This window comes from Flavobacterium adiutor (assembly GCF_048282555.1).
Classification (GTDB): Bacteria; Bacteroidota; Bacteroidia; order Flavobacteriales; family Flavobacteriaceae; genus Flavobacterium.
Genome location: NZ_CP182487.1, coordinates 4,495,506 through 4,512,240 on the forward strand (window position 1 = coordinate 4,495,506; position 16,735 = coordinate 4,512,240).

11 protein-coding genes are annotated in these 16,735 nt (G+C 35.0%); 8 read left to right on the forward strand and 3 right to left on the reverse strand.

All coding sequences use genetic code 11. The annotated features are described in order from the left end of the window. Positions 1-233: 233 nt before the first annotated feature. Together ACNC7R_RS19080 and gldJ are read right to left on the reverse strand one after the other, a co-directional pair. Positions 234-1,520 carry a UDP-N-acetylmuramoyl-tripeptide--D-alanyl-D-alanine ligase gene (locus ACNC7R_RS19080; protein WP_417942617.1) on the reverse strand — a complete coding sequence of 429 codons (1,287 nt, stop codon included), beginning with the start codon at positions 1,518-1,520 and terminating at the stop codon, positions 234-236. 99 nt (positions 1,521-1,619) lie between these two features. Continuing rightward, a complete protein-coding gene (gene gldJ, locus ACNC7R_RS19085) occupies positions 1,620-3,308 on the reverse strand; it encodes a gliding motility lipoprotein GldJ (protein ID WP_417943197.1) in 1,689 nt (562 codons plus the stop codon). A 213-nt stretch (positions 3,309-3,521) separates the two neighbouring features. Here gldJ and porU point away from each other — a divergent pair, with 213 nt between their 5' ends. The 8 genes from porU (at position 3,522) to ACNC7R_RS19125 (ending at position 16,008) form a co-directional block, all read left to right on the forward strand. Next, positions 3,522-7,358 (forward strand): type IX secretion system sortase PorU, encoded by a 3,837-nt coding sequence (gene porU / locus ACNC7R_RS19090; protein ID WP_417942618.1) that lies wholly within the window; start codon positions 3,522-3,524, stop codon positions 7,356-7,358. A 49-nt stretch (positions 7,359-7,407) separates the two neighbouring features. Further along, positions 7,408-8,601, forward strand: coding sequence for a type IX secretion system outer membrane channel protein PorV (gene porV / locus ACNC7R_RS19095; RefSeq protein WP_417942619.1), 1,194 nt, complete (start codon positions 7,408-7,410; stop codon positions 8,599-8,601). 72 nt (positions 8,602-8,673) lie between these two features. Then, the gene (gene cdd, locus ACNC7R_RS19100; protein ID WP_417942620.1) at positions 8,674-9,156 is read left to right on the forward strand and encodes a cytidine deaminase; all 483 of its coding nucleotides are present in this window, start codon (positions 8,674-8,676) and stop codon (positions 9,154-9,156) included. A 159-nt stretch (positions 9,157-9,315) separates the two neighbouring features. Beyond that, on the forward strand, positions 9,316-10,314 hold the full coding sequence (gene pdhA, locus ACNC7R_RS19105) for a pyruvate dehydrogenase (acetyl-transferring) E1 component subunit alpha (RefSeq protein WP_417942621.1): 999 nt from the start codon (positions 9,316-9,318) through the stop codon (positions 10,312-10,314). Between the two features lie 6 nt (positions 10,315-10,320). After that, positions 10,321-11,961: a 2-oxo acid dehydrogenase subunit E2 gene (locus ACNC7R_RS19110; RefSeq protein WP_417942622.1), complete on the forward strand. Its 1,641-nt coding sequence runs from the start codon at positions 10,321-10,323 to the stop codon at positions 11,959-11,961. Positions 11,962-12,055: 94 nt separating this feature from the next. Further along, positions 12,056-13,903 carry a leukotriene A4 hydrolase C-terminal domain-containing protein gene (locus ACNC7R_RS19115; RefSeq protein WP_417942623.1) on the forward strand — a complete coding sequence of 616 codons (1,848 nt, stop codon included), beginning with the start codon at positions 12,056-12,058 and terminating at the stop codon, positions 13,901-13,903. A 604-nt stretch (positions 13,904-14,507) separates the two neighbouring features. Beyond that, on the forward strand, positions 14,508-15,038 hold the full coding sequence (locus ACNC7R_RS19120; RefSeq protein WP_417942624.1) for a carboxymuconolactone decarboxylase family protein: 531 nt from the start codon (positions 14,508-14,510) through the stop codon (positions 15,036-15,038). Between the two features lie 91 nt (positions 15,039-15,129). Further along, positions 15,130-16,008, forward strand: coding sequence for a helix-turn-helix domain-containing protein (locus ACNC7R_RS19125; protein ID WP_417942625.1), 879 nt, complete (start codon positions 15,130-15,132; stop codon positions 16,006-16,008). Positions 16,009-16,072: 64 nt separating this feature from the next. Here ACNC7R_RS19125 and ACNC7R_RS19130 read toward each other — a convergent pair whose 3' ends face one another. Next, positions 16,073-16,732, reverse strand: a complete 660-nt coding sequence (locus ACNC7R_RS19130; RefSeq protein WP_417942626.1) for a fibrobacter succinogenes major paralogous domain-containing protein — start codon at positions 16,730-16,732, stop codon at positions 16,073-16,075. Positions 16,733-16,735 lie beyond the last annotated feature (3 nt).

A 16,735-nucleotide genomic window follows, 5' to 3' on the forward strand; every position in this document is an offset into this window, starting at 1 on the left:
CACAAAAAACGGATTGATGAATTTCATTTAATTTTAAGACAGCCTTATTATTCTTTTCATCAAAACTTGCAAATATTTTTTTGTTTACACAAAAGATATTTTTTCGAAATGAGTATCTTCTACAACATTATGAAGAGACAAAGCTAATTTTCTAAATGTTCCGATTAAGACCATATAATTCTAATGTTAAATCAGATTAAAAGGTCTTAATCAAATCATTTAAAGACCAGATATTAGAGAAAATCTAAAGTTCTTTCTAATGCCATACCACGTGATCCTTTAATTAGTATGGTACTTTTTTCTTTGAACTTATTAATTTTTAAATATTCGGAAAAATTATCAAAGGTTTTGAAAAAATGAATATTCTCTTTAGAAATACGATTTTCATAAAATGATTTCCCAATCAAATAACAAATAGATTTCTCCTGCTTTACTAAAGAATCTACAATAATTTTATGCTCTTGCTCACTTTCACTTCCTAGCTCAAACATATCACCCAAAATCATTACCTTATCTGGATCATCTAATTGCAAAAAATTAGCTATTGCTACAGCCATACTGCTTGGGTTAGCATTATAGGCATCCAGAATAATTTCAAATGACTCCTTTTTTAATAACTGAGATCTATTATTTGCAGGAGTATAAGCTTCAATTGCAGATTTAATATCATTGTTTTCAACTTTAAAATGCTTCCCCATAGTAACAGCAGCATTGATATTGTTGGCATTATAAAGTCCGATCAAATTAGATTTTACAAAAAAATCATCATAATGAATCAAAACAAACGGATTTGCTTCTACTGAGCGAATAGTAATATCTGCATGACTACTAGTTGATCCAAATGTAAAAGTTTTAATTTTTTTAGACTTTTCAATCTGAATAGGGTCATCTAAATTAATAAAAGCCAATCTATCGTTTTCAAGCAAGTATTTATACATCTCACTCTTCCCTTCAATTACCCCTTCAACCCCACCAAAACCTTCTAAATGCGCTTTCCCAAAATTTGTAATATAACCATAATCAGGCTGGGCAATGGAACATAAAAATTCAATTTCTTTTTTATGATTAGCACCCATTTCTACAATTCCAATTTCAGTTTCACTGGTAAAAGACAATAATGTCAACGGAACACCAATATGGTTATTTAAGTTCCCGACAGTTGCCTTAGTCCTATATTTTTGCGCCAAAACAACATTTATTAGTTCTTTTGTTGTTGTTTTACCATTGCTCCCTGTCAATGCAACAATCGGAATTTTCAAATATTGTCTGTGAAATTTTGCTAATTCCTGTAAAGTTTTTAAGCTATCTTCTACCAGAATTGTTCTTTCATCAATTAAATAAGAAGCATTATCAATTATCACAAATAAAGCCCCACGTTCCAAAGCTTCCTTAGCAAAAGTATTAGCATCAAAATTTTCTCCTTTGATAGCAAAAAAAATAGATTCTTTTTCAATTTTGCGCGTATCAATTGAAAGAGATTTACATTTCAAAAACAGGTCATGAATTTCTTTAATATTCATTTTATAAGCATTTATTTAGATTATAAAATTAAAAAAAATCCAAATCCCTTACTGAACTCAGTGTTGGAATTTGGATTTTTTTATTGGAATTTGTAAAACTTAATTCCTTGGTGATTTTCTTCTTTCAGTTTTAGAACCTACTCTTGACATCGCACATCTAAAACCGATGTAGTCAGTAGCCATATCCTGAGGGAAATATCTTCTTTGTGCAGGATCTAACCAGTAAGCTCTGTCTCTCCAAGATCCCCCTTTATAAACTCTTGCATTATCGTTTATTAAAGTTGTTCTTTTACTTGAGTTATCATATTTTCTCACCATGTTACCTAAACTATCTGTCGTAACATTGTGTACTGGAGAATTATACATTGTTTCTTTTTTAGCATCATCTGCAGATTCAGAATCTCCAAAATCATAGTATCTTGAAGATTGTTTATCTCCATCTCTATAATTTATGTTATCACTTTTACTAAAATTTTGTCTCAAATAGGTTTCATTTTCATCAACCGGAACCTGAGCTATTTCTCCAGGTAAATTCGTAGCCACTACTTTACCATTACTTAAAGTGGTATATTTAATATTATCTTTTGTGATAATTTCTAATTTACCATCCTTACCAATTTTATTTTTAGCATATTGATTTCCTCTGTAATAGTTAAAATCATTTGCCTCGTTATCGATTATTGGTCTGTATACGTCAGCAACCCACTCTGCTACGTTTCCTGCCATATCGTATAATCCGAAATCATTAGCAGGATAGCTTTTTATCTTATTTGTAATATCTGCACCATCATCTGACCAACCAGCAATTCCACCATAATCACCATTACCCTGCTTAAAGTTAGCCAATTGATCACCTCTGTTTTTACGTTTTGCAGAACGAGTGTAATCTCCCGACCAAGGATATTTCTTTTGACCTTTATAGATATTGTATTCTCTCTGTCCCACATCAGCTGCAGCAGCATATTCCCATTCAGCTTCCGTTGGAAGTCTGTATTCAGGCAAAATAATACCTGAAGAACGCTGTGCGTAAACATTTTTCTGCTCTTCTACTGTACCATCTTTATTTTTTTTAGGTCTTCTGCCATTAGGACTTTTCTTAAGAACAATCTCTTCATTTCCTCCATAAGAAGTAGATGGAGAGGCAATATATGCTTCCGTATTAAATAAGCTTTCAGCACTAACATCCTGTGTTTTAGCACCTTTTTTGATATATCTTTCTTTTTCTAAAACAGCTTCATTAACACGATCTGTTCTCCATTTGCTAAATTCAACAGCCTGAATCCAATTAACACCAACTACAGGATAGTCAGCATAGGCTGGATGTCTTAAATAATTATTTGTCATCGTTTCATTGTATCCTAAACGATTTCTCCATACCAAGGTATCAGGCGATGCACCGGCGTAGATGTTTTTATAACTTTCTTCTGTAGGTGGGAAAACTTTTTTAAGCCACTCAAGGTATTCTAAATACATACCATTCGTAACTTCTGTTTCATCCATGTAAAACGACTGAACGTGTTGTTGAGTCGGAGTGTTATTCCAATCATGCATAACATCATCCTGTACTTTACCCATAGTAAATGTACCTCCTTCAACGAAAACTAATCCAGGACCTGCCTGCTGTTTTTTTCCTGCATTTCTAGCAGCTGTTCCGTTCTGACTATCAACATCCCAACCTGTTGCTCTTGAGCCACGGCTAGAACTTGATTTTTTGCTACAACTAGCCGTGCCCAACATCAATACTATTGACATCATTACTTGCAAGGCTACAATTTTGTTTACTTTCATACTCATTCTTAGGTGATAAATTTAGGTGCTGCAATATAATAATTAACATTTAATTGGCAACATCTGTTCTAATAATTTTATTTAGCTGTTTTTTACCAGAAAATAACCTATAGTTTCGAAACGCAAAAATATACTTTTTATTATTACTATTACATTAAATACTATATTTTTACTTATTAAAATATTTTTAAATTAATTTCGTTTTCTTTCACTATGAAACAAGCCATTCTTTTATATCTTTTTCTCATTCCTTTTTTTCTTTTTCCCCAGAAAAACGGGAGTCTCACGATAGATTGGCAAAATAAAAAAGAAATGAGTTTTGGTGAACTGAAAGTCAATATCCCTTACTTCACCGGTAATAATTTCCGGTTTGACATTACAAAAAAAACCATAACATTATTATTTAGCCCAAAATATTTAGATTATTCAAACAACAATGAAGTTCAGATTACGAATGTTATTTACGAAACTATTTCAGTTGATGACTTAGGAGATCTATCATTAGCAAACATACCCAAACAACCTAATGAAGCGCTTCAAATAGCCATTACAAGAGATCAAAAGCAAGGTTTTATTTCCTTGTCTCCAATTGTATATGAAGGAAGTAGTTTTAAAAGAATCAGATCTTTTTCTTATTCAATAAACAGCAATTCATCAAAAAACAATAGCGCTGCTTCGACTTTGAAATCAAATGGTATTTCAAATTCGGTTTTATCCTCCGGAGACTGGTATCGTTTTTATGTAGAAAAATCAGGTGTATATAAAATTTCAAGGTCATTTTTACAAAGTCTTGGCTTTGATGCAAGCAAAAGTGATCCGCGAAAAATAAAAATCTACGGAAATGGAGGAAGAATGCTTCCATTATCTAACAACAGTTATTATCCTGAAGATTTAACAGAAAACGCAATTCAGGTTATAGGTGAAAACGATGGCGTCTTTAATAATGAGGATTACATTCTTTTTTATGCAGAAGGAATCAACAATTGGAGTACTGAAAGCAAAACCAACATCAATTTATATGCTACCAAATCTTATTATTATGTAACCAGCCAGGGAGGTAACGGAAAAAGGATTCCTAATATGATACAGCCTTCCGGAAACAGCACTTTAGAATTAACTACTTTCGACGATCATCAGTTTCATGAAGCAGACTTAATTAATATTGCACACACGGGGCGTCAATGGTTTGGAGAATCTTTTGAAATCAAAAATGAACAGGAATTTGAATTTAATTTTCCGAATTTTGAGTCCGGTTCATCAATAAAAATAGAAACTGTCGCAGCGGCGGCGGCATTTACCAATACTTCGTTTACTGTCTCTGCTAATGGACAAAACATTGGAAACATCTTTTTTAGTCAAATCAGCAACAGTTCTGATGCAAAATTCTACACAGGAAACCTGCCTGCTAACACTACTTTTTCAGGATCAGAAAACGTAAAAATAAAACTCACTTACGACAATAACGGAGTACCAGGCTCAAAAGGATACCTGGATCACATTAATTTAACTGCAAAAAGAAAGCTAAAAGGAACAGGAAAACAATTCCTATTTCAGTATGATCTTGCGGGCTCAACCACCGGAATAGCAAATTACATTATCACCAATGCTTTGGGAATTTCACAAATTTGGGATATCACAGACCTATATAATGTATCAAAAATCGAAAACAGCAATTTAGATAATTTAAGCTTCAAGGCTACTCTAGGCGAAATTCGAAAATATATAGCAATTGATCCATCAGATTATTATAGTCCTTTAAAAGAAACCCAGTCTAAAATTGCGAATCAAAACTTAAAGGGAACGCTTTTTAAAAATGCACAAAATAATTTCCAGGATATTGATTATTTGATTATCACCCCAAATTTTTTACTTTCTCCAGCTGAAAAACTAGCAAACTTTCATAGGAGCTATTCCGGTTTAAACGTAAAAGTTGTTACCCTTGAAAACATCTACCAGGAATTCTCTTCAGGAAAACAAGATATAGCAGCAATCAGAAATTGTATCAGATATGTTTACCAAAACGCCTCTTCGTCTGATAAAAAAGTAAAATACGTAAACCTGTTTGGCGATGCTTCATTTGATTATAAAAATCGTATCTCTAACAATACCAATATTGTACCCATATATCATTCTTTAAATAGCAACACAATTGGAGAATCTTGTTTCGCGTCTGATGATTTTTACGGATTAATGGATGATAACGAAGGAAACATAACTTCTTTTTATGGAGGAATTGATATTGCAACTGGCAGGATGTTAGCTGAAGACAATGCACAGGCAGAAGAAATGGTTAATAAAGTTATAGAATACCACAACATTAAATCTTACGGAAACTGGCGAAACAATGTCGTTTTAATCAGTGATGATTCCGACAAAGCCTCTGATACTACGCTTCAATCGCGTCAAAACACTTTAGCCGACAAAATTGCTACTGAAAAACCATTCTTAAATATTGAAAAAATTCTTATGGATTCTTACACCCAAGAGGCATCGGCAGGAGGATCAAGATATCCAAAAGCAAAAACAGATCTTTTTGATGCTTTCGAAAAAGGTGCTTTAATTTTTAATTACTTAGGACATGGAGGAGAAGATGGTTTATCCAGTGAGAGACTTTGGGAAAAATCAGATGGTCAAAACTTAAACAATCAATATAAATATCCACTATTTATAACTATAACCTGCGAGTTTTCCCGTTTTGACGACCCAACTCACCCTACAGCCGGCGAATATACTTTTTGGAACCCTAAAGGAGGAGCCATAGCAATGCTAACTACTATACGTTCGATTGGGCAATATAATGCTGAAAATTTTAATGATATCCTAACTAAAAACCTGCTGTCTTTCGGATCTAATCAATATACAACTATTGCAGAAGCGCTTCGGGTTTCAAAAAATGAGAACCCGAGTTCATCCAGCAATGTTATCTTTTATTTAGGCGATCCCGCAATAATGCTTGCAATCCCTAAACCCCGAATTAACTTAACAAAAGTAAATGACATCCCTGTTTCGGGAACAATTGAAGACTTTAAATCTTTAGCTAAAATTAAAATATCAGGAGAAATTACCGATGAAAACAACAACCTCTTGAGCAATTATAACGGACAGCTTTCAACTGCTATTTTCGATAAACTAATTACCAATACCACACTAAATAATGACGGTTATAGTCCGTCAATACAATTTAAAACATTAGGCGAAACTATTTTTAGAGGAAATGCTTCTGTAACTAATGGTCAGTTTGAATTTAGTTTTGTAGTTCCAAGAGACATTCGAATACCTGTTAATAATGGAAGAATCAGTTTTTATTCAAAAAAGAATGAAGTTTTAGAAAACCAATCCGGCTATAACGACCTCATAAAAATTGGAGGAATTAACGAAAACGCACCTCAGGACAATATTAGTCCAAAAGTGAAGTTATATATGAACGATGAAACTTTTGTCTCAGGAGGAATCACAAATGAATCTCCTTTTCTTTTAGCGTTTCTTGAGGACGAAAACGGAATTAATACAGCAAGCGGAATCGGTCATGATATAGTAGCAGTTTTAGATGGAGATGTAAGCAATCCTTATATTTTAAATGACTATTATCAAACAAAATTAGATGATTATACTAATGGAAATTTACGTTTCCCATTACGTAATTTAAGCGCAGGAATGCATACTATAAGTTTTACTGCCTGGGATGTTTATAACAACCCGGTAACAAGTGAAGTACAATTTATTGTTGTTGGAGATGAATCGCTTACATTGAGCCACGTTCTTAATTACCCTAATCCGTTTTCTACCTACACACAGTTTTGGTTTTCCCATAACAAACCTTACGAGCCATTAGATGTACAGGTACAGGTAATGACAATAACAGGAAAGGTAGTCTGGACAAAAAATCAGATCATTACCACTGAAGGTTTTTTATCAAGAGAAATTACATGGGACGGCAAAGATGATTTTGGAGACAGAATAGGCAAAGGAGTTTACATTTACAAACTTACTGTCAAATCTAGTTTAACAAACAAAAAAGCCGAAAAGTATGAAAAACTTGTTATCCTATAATATATATTTGCAAAACCAACAACATAAACTAACACCTTATTTAAAATAAATGAAAAAAATATCCTCTTTATTATTATTTTATTTTATTACCATATCACTTGCCAAAGCACAAGAAAGACCAATTACAACCGGAGTTCCTTTTTTACAAGTTGCAGCTGATGCAAGAGCAGCCGGACTTGGCGATCAGGGAGTTGCTACATCTGCAGATGTATTTTCCCAGCAATGGAATCCTGCAAAATATGCATTTTCTATTGACAAACAAGGTTTCTCTGTAAGCTACACACCTTATTTAACTGATTTGGTTAATGACATTTCACTAAGCCAGGTAACCTATTATAACAAAATCAATGAACGAAGTGCTTTTGCCGGTAGTGTACGCTATTTTAGTATTGGAGATATTGAATTAAGAGAAGACTCTCAAAGTCAGCCCAATATTGTTAAACCATCAGAATTTGCAATTGACGGGTCTTACTCCTTAAAATTAAGTGAGATGTTTTCTATGGCGGTAGGAGCAAGATTTATTAATTCAAACTTAGGCATCACAACCGAAGGACAAAGCTTATCTGCCGCAAGATCATTTGCATTTGATGTTGCCGGATTTTATCAGTCTGAAGAAGTTGCCTATAGAGATTTCAACGGAAGATGGAGAGCCGGTTTTAATTTTCAGAATCTGGGACCAAAAATTAATTATGATTTAAGTGATTCTGATAATGGCTCAAACTTTCTTCCTGCAAATTTAAGATTAGGAGGAGGTTTTGATTTTATATTAGATGATTATAATAAAGTAGCCGTAGGGCTTGAATTTACGAAACTACTTGTTCCAACAACACAAATCCCTGTACCAGTTGATTTAAATAATGATGGCGATACTACAGATGCTGGCGAAACTGATGGCATCCAGGAAGCCAACAACAAATACAACGCCATTGGCTGGGTACCCGGAATTTTCAAATCATTCAGTGATGCACCAGACGGCTTTAGTGAAGAGCTAAAAGAAATTACTTACAGTCTTTCAGGAGAGTACACTTATCAGGATTCTTTTTCGATGCGTGCGGGATACTTCCATCAAAGCCCTGATAAAGGTGCACTAAAATTTTTCTCATTAGGAGCAGGCTTCAAATACAACATTGTTAAAGTAGATGTTTCCTACTTATTCTCAGCATCAAAAGTTAAAAATCCGTTAGAAAACACACTTCGTTTCTCATTAACTTTTAATTTTGGAGAAAAATACGAAGAGTATTAATAAGACAACAAATAAAAAAATAGCAAATCCAAATTCTAGAAAGGAATTTGGATTTTTTTTCCCTTAAAATAAATGAAAGAAATAAATATAACAACCTCATTTTTGGCTTTCGATAGCTTAGAAGAATTACCAAATGACATCCAGGATTTAATGGTGCAGGCTGTTGAGATCCGCAAAAAGGCCTATGCACCCTATTCTAAGTTCAGAGTTGGTACAGCATTATTATTAGATAACGGAAAAATTATTTTAGGATCCAATCAGGAAAATGCAGCCTATCCTTCCGGATTATGTGCAGAACGGGTAGCAATATTTCAAGCAGGAAGTGTTCATCCCGAAGCCAAAATTTTAAAAATGGCAATTACAGCAGCCTCAGACCTGAATCAGACTCAGGCTCCTATCCCGCCCTGTGGTTCATGCCGTCAATCGATCGCAGAATACGAAATTAAACAAGACACCCCCATAGAAATCTATTTTATGGGAGAAACAGGCGCAATTTATCAATCTGCATCGCTTAAAAACCTGCTCCCTTTAATGTTTGATAAAAAGTTCTTGTAAAAAAGCCAAAAAACAGCTTTTAAATTTTAGTTCTTAAATGTAATGTCTTATTTTTGCATCCCGACCCTTCGGGCGCAAATTTGTGGGAGGAAACTATTTTTGCGTTATAGGTGATATTGATAACACAAAAAAACAACTTTAGCAAAAGAAAGAATTCAGATGAAAGAAGTTACAAAAGAGGTTTACTTAAAGTGGTATGAAGATATGCTGCTTTGGAGAAAGTTTGAAGACAAACTTGCAGCATTATACATCCAACAAAAAGTCAGAGGATTTCTTCACCTCTACAATGGTCAGGAAGCGGTATTAGCAGGAGCTTTACATGCTATGGATCTGACTAAAGACAAAATGATTACGGCATACAGAAATCACGTTCAGCCAATTGGTATGGGAGTTGACCCAAGACGTGTTATGGCCGAGCTTTTAGGAAAAGCAACAGGAACATCTAAAGGTATGGGAGGTTCTATGCACATTTTCTCAAAAGAGCATCGTTTTTACGGAGGTCACGGAATCGTTGGCGGACAAATTCCGGTAGGAGCTGGTTTAGCTTTCGCTGATAAATACTTTGAAACCGGAGGTGTAACTATGACTTATTTTGGTGACGGAGCTGCAAGACAAGGTTCTTTACACGAAGCTTTCAACATGGCGATGTTATGGAAATTACCAGTTGTATTTATCGTGGAAAATAACGGTTACGCAATGGGAACTTCTGTAGAAAGAACCGCAAACCACACTGACATCTGGAAATTAGGTTTAGGTTATGAAATGCCTTGCGGACCTGTTGATGGAATGAACCCTGTAAAAGTTGCTGAAGCAATGCACGAAGCGATCGAAAGAGCGCGTCGTGGAGACGGCCCAACTTTCCTTGAAATGAAAACGTACCGTTACAGAGGACATTCAATGTCTGATGCTCAATTATACCGTTCAAAAGAAGAAGTTGAAGAATACAAAAAAATTGACCCAATTACTCAGGTTCTTGATGTAATTATGGATCAGAAATATGCTACACAAGAAGAAATCGATGTAATTGATCAAAGAGTTAAAGACTTGGTTGAAGAGTGTCAGAAATTTGCTGAAGAATCTCCATACCCAGACTTACAACAATTATACGATGTAGTATACGCACAGGAAGACTATCCATTTACACCTCATAAACTATAAATCATTATGGCAATTAAAGTAACAATGCCTCGTTTGAGCGATACTATGACGGAAGGAACGGTAGCGACTTGGTTAAAAAAAGTAGGCGACAAAGTTAGCGAAGGAGATATCCTTGCTGAAATTGAAACAGATAAAGCAACAATGGAGTTCGAATCTTTTAACGAAGGAACTCTTTTACATATCGGAATCCAAGCTGGAGAAACAGCTCCGGTTGATTCATTATTAGCCATCATTGGTAACGAAGGAGAAGATATTTCTGCTCTTTTGGCAGGTGGGGATGCTCCTGCTGTGGATGCTCCAAAAGCGGATGCTCCTGCTCCAGAAGCAAAAACTGAAACTGCTGCTCCTGCTAAAGCGGCAGCTGAATTACCAAAAGGTGTTGTAGTGGTAACTATGCCTCGTTTGAGCGACACTATGACCGAAGGTACAGTAGCAACCTGGTTGAAAAAAGTAGGCGACACTGTAGCTGAAGGAGATATTTTGGCAGAAATTGAAACAGACAAAGCAACTATGGAGTTTGAATCTTTCAATGCTGGAACATTATTATACATTGGAATCCAGGAAGGAAGTACTGCACCAGTTGACAGTTTATTAGCTATCATAGGGCCTGCAGGAACTGATATTTCCGGAATTGCTGAAAACTATTCTACAGGAGGCACTGCATCTACAAGTACTCCCGCTGCTGAAGAAACTAAAACTGCCCCTGTTGCTGAAAAAGCACCGGAAGCTGTTGCAGACAATTCAAACGGAAGAGTTTTAGCTTCACCATTAGCTAAAAAAATTGCTTCTGAAAAAGGAATCCAGTTATCTCAGGTTAAAGGTTCAGGAGAAAACGGACGTATCGTAAAAAGCGATATCGAGAACTTTACTCCATCTACTCAGGCTCAAAATACTGCCTCAGCACCAGCTGCTAAACAAGAAGCATCTGCTCCTGCTGCACCAAAAGTATTTGTTCCTGCCGGAGAAGTTTACACAGAAGAGATCAAAAATTCTCAGATGCGTAAAATCATTGCAAAACGTTTATCTGAGTCGTTATTCACAGCTCCTCATTACAACTTAGTGATTGAAGTATCCATGGACGAAGCTATGCAGGCAAGAGCTGCTATCAATAGCGTTCCTGATACAAAAGTATCTTTCAACGATATGGTAATCAAAGCCTGTGCATTAGCCTTGAAAAAACACCCAAAAATCAACTCTACCTGGAAAGAAGATGCTATCATCATCAACCATCACGTAAACATTGGTGTTGCTGTAGCTGTTGAAGACGGATTAGTAGTTCCTGTATTAAAATTTACAGACGCTATGAGTTTGTCTCAAATTGGTGGAAGCGTGAGAGATCTTGCTGGAAGAGCTAAAAACAAAAAATTGGGGCCTCAGGAAATGGAAGGAAGCACTTTTACAGTTTCAAATCTGGGAATGTTTGGCATTACTGAATTTAATTCAATTATCAACCAGCCAAACTCTGCTATCCTTTCTGTAGGTGCGATTGTTGAGAAACCAGTAGTTAAAAACGGTCAAATCGTAGTTGGAAACACCATGATGCTATCATTAGCTTGTGACCACAGAACAATTGACGGTGCTACAGGAGCTCAATTTTTACAAACATTAAAACAATACATCGAAAGCCCGGTTACTATGCTGGCGTAATCGTTGTTAATTTTATATTTAAATCCCGTCCCGAAGTTTTTCGGGACGGGATTTTTTATTTAATTTTCATCCTCAAAATTCAATTCTTCATAATATGAAAAAGCTAATCCTTTTAACTTTATTTCTAACAGTAATTGCCTGCCAGAAAAAAGAGCAAACCGAAAAACAAGCCGTTGTTACCGATGAACACAGCTATTCTAAACCAGGACTTGCAGTTGTCAAACATCTTGATTTAGACATTAAAGTTGATTTTGATACGCAGACGATTTTAGGAAAAGCTTCCTGGCTAATTGACAATATTAGCAAAGGAAACGAAATCATCTTTGACGAAAACACTTTAAATATTACCAAAGTAACTTTAGGGGACGAAGAAAAAGAAACGAAATTCGAACTTGGAAAAGAAACTGAATTTCACGGAAAACCACTTCATATTACCATTGAACCGAATACAACCAAAGTAAATATTTATTACAGCACAACTAAAGATGCTATAGCATTACAATGGTTAAAACCAGAACAAACTGCAGACAAAAAGAAACCTTTTTTATTCTCTCAGGGAGAAAGTGTTTGGTCTCGTACCTGGATTCCGTGTCAGGATTCTCCTGGAATTCGTTTTACGTATAATGCAAAAGTTACGGTTCCTAAAGATTTACTAGCCGTAATGAGCGCCGTAAATCCGCAGAAGAAAAATGATACTGGTGTTTATACTTTCAAACAAGACAAAGCAATTCCATCTTATTTAATGGCCATTGCGGTTGGAGATATCGAATTTCAAGCCATTGATAATAGAACTGGCGTTTACGCAGAGCCATCTGTTCTAAAAAGCGCTGCTTATGAATTTGCCGAACTAGGAAAAATGGTAAATGCTGCAGAAAAATTATACGGACCATACCGTTGGGGACGTTATGACGTTTTGGTTTTACCTCCAAGTTTTCCTTACGGCGGAATGGAGAACCCAAACCTTACTTTTTTAACTCCAGGTGTAATTGCAGGAGATCGTTCGTTAACAAGTTTACTGGCGCACGAATTAGGACACAGCTGGAGCGGAAACTTAGTTACAAATGCAACCTGGGATGATATTTGGCTAAACGAAGGCTTTACTACTTATGTGGAACACAGAATTGGCGAAGCCATTTTTGGAAAGAAAGAATTTGACATGCAAAACGTTATTACCAACAAAGAATTGACTGATAATGTTGCAGAATATGGCGATACAAGTCCCGACACAAGACTAAAAGTGAGTTTGACGGGAAGAAATCCTGATGACGGAATAAGTATGATTCCGTATGTAAAAGGATATGCTTTTTTAAGAGTTATTGAGAATGCTGTTGGAAGAGAAAAATTCGATCCGTTTATTAAAAATTACTTTGATTCTCACGCTTTCAAATCTATTACAACAGAAGATTTTGTAAAGTATTTAAATGAAAATCTCATTAAAGGCGATAAAACTTTAGCAGATAAAATTAAACTGGAAGACTGGATTTACAAACCAGGAATTCCTTCAAACATACTTCCTGTTAGTTCTGCCGATTTTGACGCAATCGATAAAATCCAGAAAAGCTGGAGAGAAACGGGTGTTGCGGGTTTGAGTAAAAAAATTACAACAACTGCAGAAAAACAGCATTTTATAGATCATCTTCCGGCTGATATTACAACCAAAGAAATGGAAGCGATCGATAAAGAATTCAACTTTACAAAAGGAGGAAATTTTATCATTAAACGTCAATGGTTCGTTGAGGCAATTCGCCATCAATATAAAGCTGCAAATCCTGCAATTGAACAATTTCTAATTGGAAGCAGCAGAACTGGCTCTATCATGATGCTTTATAAAGAAATGATTAAAACTCCAGATGGAAAAATTTGGGCTAAGCAAGTATTTGATAAAGCTAAATCGGGTTATCATGCAACGACAATTCAGGATGCTGAAGGTGTTTTGAAATAAACTTTTTTATGAATATAATTTTAAAAGCAGGTTGCTCCAAAAGGGAACAACCTGCTTTTTTTTTACGTTTTATTTGTCATTTCGACGAAGATGACCCAAGCGATAGCGAACAGGCGAAGCAAATCACATTAGAAATTCCGCAGCAATTGTCGATAATCTTTATAGAATTCTGCGTGTGATTTTCTTTGCGAGAAACTCAGCAATCAGAATCGACAATCTTTGTAGAGCTACTTGCGAAGATTTCTCGTTCCTCGAAATAACAAACTGGACGGAAACTAGTTATATATACCCAATTTTTGTAGAGTTTCTCGTGTGATTTCTCCTTTTAGTCGAAATGACAAACTGAACGAAAGCATTCTTATGAAAACGAGTTCCCTAGCCCCGATAGTAGTGAAAATCCTTTTGTGCCGGGGTTCGGCACAAAAGATTGTAACGGATAGCGGGATTAGCTCCTGAAAAAAATCATACTGTTTTACTCCAAAATAAAGCTAGGGAAAATTGTCCATCACATAGCGTGCATTCTCCATGTTCTAAAATCTGTAATCGTCGCAACTTTGTAATGTCAAAAGACAACAACAAATAATAATAATTAAAATTAAATAAAATGACACGATTAACAGCATTAAACCCGGAAGAAGTAACAGGAAAAACTAAAGATTTATTCAACGCTGTACAGGCAAAACTAGGAGTTGTCCCAAACATGATGAGAACAATGGGAAATTCTCCAGCAGTTTTAGAAGGATATTTAAACTTAAGCGGCGCTTTAAGCCACGGAAAATTAAGCGCGAAAACAGGTGAATTGATTGCTTTGGCAGTTTCAGAAAGCAACTCTTGTGATTACTGTTTAGCAGCTCACACTTTTATTGGAGAAAAATTAATTAAAGCAGATCCTGAAGTTTTAAAAGCAGCAAGATTCGGAAATTCTACAGATGTAAAAACAGAAGCGATTTTACAATTGGCTAAAACATTAATTAGCAAAAATGGTTTAGTAAATGATGAAGATGTAAATAAAGCTAAAAATGCAGGAGTTGCTGATGCTGAAATCGCTGAAACTATTGCTCACGTTGCTTTAAACGTCCTGACAAATTATTTTAACAACGTCGCTAATACTGAAATTGACTTTCCGGTAATTTAATTTCAGAATAATATAATAACAAAAATCAATTTATAAAGATAGCTGTGAATTCTTTTCATAACTATCTTTATATTATTAAACCGCACTTTATATGAGTTCTCAAAATGTTTACACTTTAATCAATCCACAAAACGGCAACCTGGCTTTTAAAATTCTTGCTTTTGATAATAACAGTCATTTTGATCATGTACAGCGTAATAATTACTACTCTTTAATTTGGGTGACGAAAGGAAATGGAAAAGTCAAAGCCGATTTTGCAGAACATCATTTTAAAGAAAATTCACTTCTCTCCTTTTCGCCCTATCAGCCTTTTATGCTTTGTGTAAGCGAGCCAATTGAAGGAATTGCAATTCATTTTCATTCTGATTTTTATTGTATTCATATGCATCAAAAAGAAGTTTCATGCAATGGCGTTTTATTCAACAATATTTATCAGCCACCTTATGTAAAAGTTACGGAGCAAGCTGAATTGACTTTTAATATGGTTATCGACCAAATGGAAGCCGAAATTCAAAATGCTGAATTGGCGCAATACGAATTACTGATTTCGTATTTGAAAATCTTCTTAATTACTGCTTCAAGATTAAAAACAGAGCAATTGGAAGAAATGAATGTCATTCCTAATGCGAAAGAACCTTTGATTCTGCAAAACTTAAAAGATGCGATTGAACTCAATTTTAAAACCAAACATTCTGCAGGAAATTATGCCGACTTGCTGAATATTTCTCCCAAAGCCCTGGCTAAATTATCTAAAAGTTATTTCAACAAAACTTTAACCGATTTAATTTCGGAAAGAATTATTATCGAAGCCAAAAGAGAATTATACCTGACCAGTAAAACCGTCAAAGAAATCGCTTATGAACTGGGCTATGAGGACGAACATTATTTCAGCCGTTTCTTTAAAACCAATGCAGATGTTTCACCACAAATTTATCGTGAAACCGTTGGGTTTGGAAAAATGCAGGCATAATTTTTATTTTAACCTCTATCCATTTCACCGTATATTCTTTACTTTTTTAAAGTATGATGCTACACTATTCTTCTTTAATACATTTAATAGAAAAGCCATATTTTTTAAAAACATTGTCTCTCCTTACATCTGCAAAAGCCTGAAACATTCTGTCACTCCAATTGTACAATTCAAAACTTCCATTAGCAGCCCAGTAATATCCGTTCGATTTCAGCATATAAAAAGCTCCCTCCTCGTCCCGATATCCGCCCGGCAATGCATTAAAACCAGTTGCATTATTACCAACCGCATTAGACGGCAACCAATGTGAATTTCCTTTTTCTTTCAAAAAAATCCCTATTGAATTGGAATTAATAAAAGACTCTAGTTCCTTTACATCTTCTTCTGTCGGAATCCTCCAGCCTTTTGGTGCAATCCCTCGGATATCTTTCAGGCAATTGTAATTGTATAAAAATCCATACTCTTTTACAAAAGCAACATTATTATTATAGAAAGAATAACCTGCTTGTTCTGCCTTTTTCCAATCTTTATTAGCTGTGATTTTTTTAATCGAATCTCCATTATTAAACCGGGTGACTTTAAGGTTTTCTACCATCCAGGTCTGCTTTCCAATCTTTGTTGTATGGTATATATTGCCGTCTAAATCTTCTACCGTTTCAGTATTTTTACAAGAAAAGAAAAAAAGAAGAACAGCTATTTTGTAAATATCTTTAATTTGTGTCATTAT

What these genes read in the sequence shown, in the direction of transcription:
- ACNC7R_RS19080 (WP_417942617.1), bottom strand. Translation starts at nt 1,520, where the DNA reads ATGAATATTAAAGAAATTCATGACCTGTTTTTGAAATGTAAATCTCTT.
- gldJ (WP_417943197.1), bottom strand. Translation starts at nt 3,308, where the DNA reads ATGAAAGTAAACAAAATTGTAGCCTTGCAAGTAATGATGTCAATAGTA.
- porU (WP_417942618.1), top strand. Translation starts at nt 3,522, where the DNA reads ATGAAACAAGCCATTCTTTTATATCTTTTTCTCATTCCTTTTTTTCTT.
- porV (WP_417942619.1), top strand. Translation starts at nt 7,408, where the DNA reads ATGAAAAAAATATCCTCTTTATTATTATTTTATTTTATTACCATATCA.
- cdd (WP_417942620.1), top strand. Translation starts at nt 8,674, where the DNA reads ATGAAAGAAATAAATATAACAACCTCATTTTTGGCTTTCGATAGCTTA.
- pdhA (WP_417942621.1), top strand. Translation starts at nt 9,316, where the DNA reads ATGAAAGAAGTTACAAAAGAGGTTTACTTAAAGTGGTATGAAGATATG.
- ACNC7R_RS19110 (WP_417942622.1), top strand. Translation starts at nt 10,321, where the DNA reads ATGGCAATTAAAGTAACAATGCCTCGTTTGAGCGATACTATGACGGAA.
- ACNC7R_RS19115 (WP_417942623.1), top strand. Translation starts at nt 12,056, where the DNA reads ATGAAAAAGCTAATCCTTTTAACTTTATTTCTAACAGTAATTGCCTGC.
- ACNC7R_RS19120 (WP_417942624.1), top strand. Translation starts at nt 14,508, where the DNA reads ATGACACGATTAACAGCATTAAACCCGGAAGAAGTAACAGGAAAAACT.
- ACNC7R_RS19125 (WP_417942625.1), top strand. Translation starts at nt 15,130, where the DNA reads ATGAGTTCTCAAAATGTTTACACTTTAATCAATCCACAAAACGGCAAC.
- ACNC7R_RS19130 (WP_417942626.1), bottom strand. Translation starts at nt 16,732, where the DNA reads ATGACACAAATTAAAGATATTTACAAAATAGCTGTTCTTCTTTTTTTC.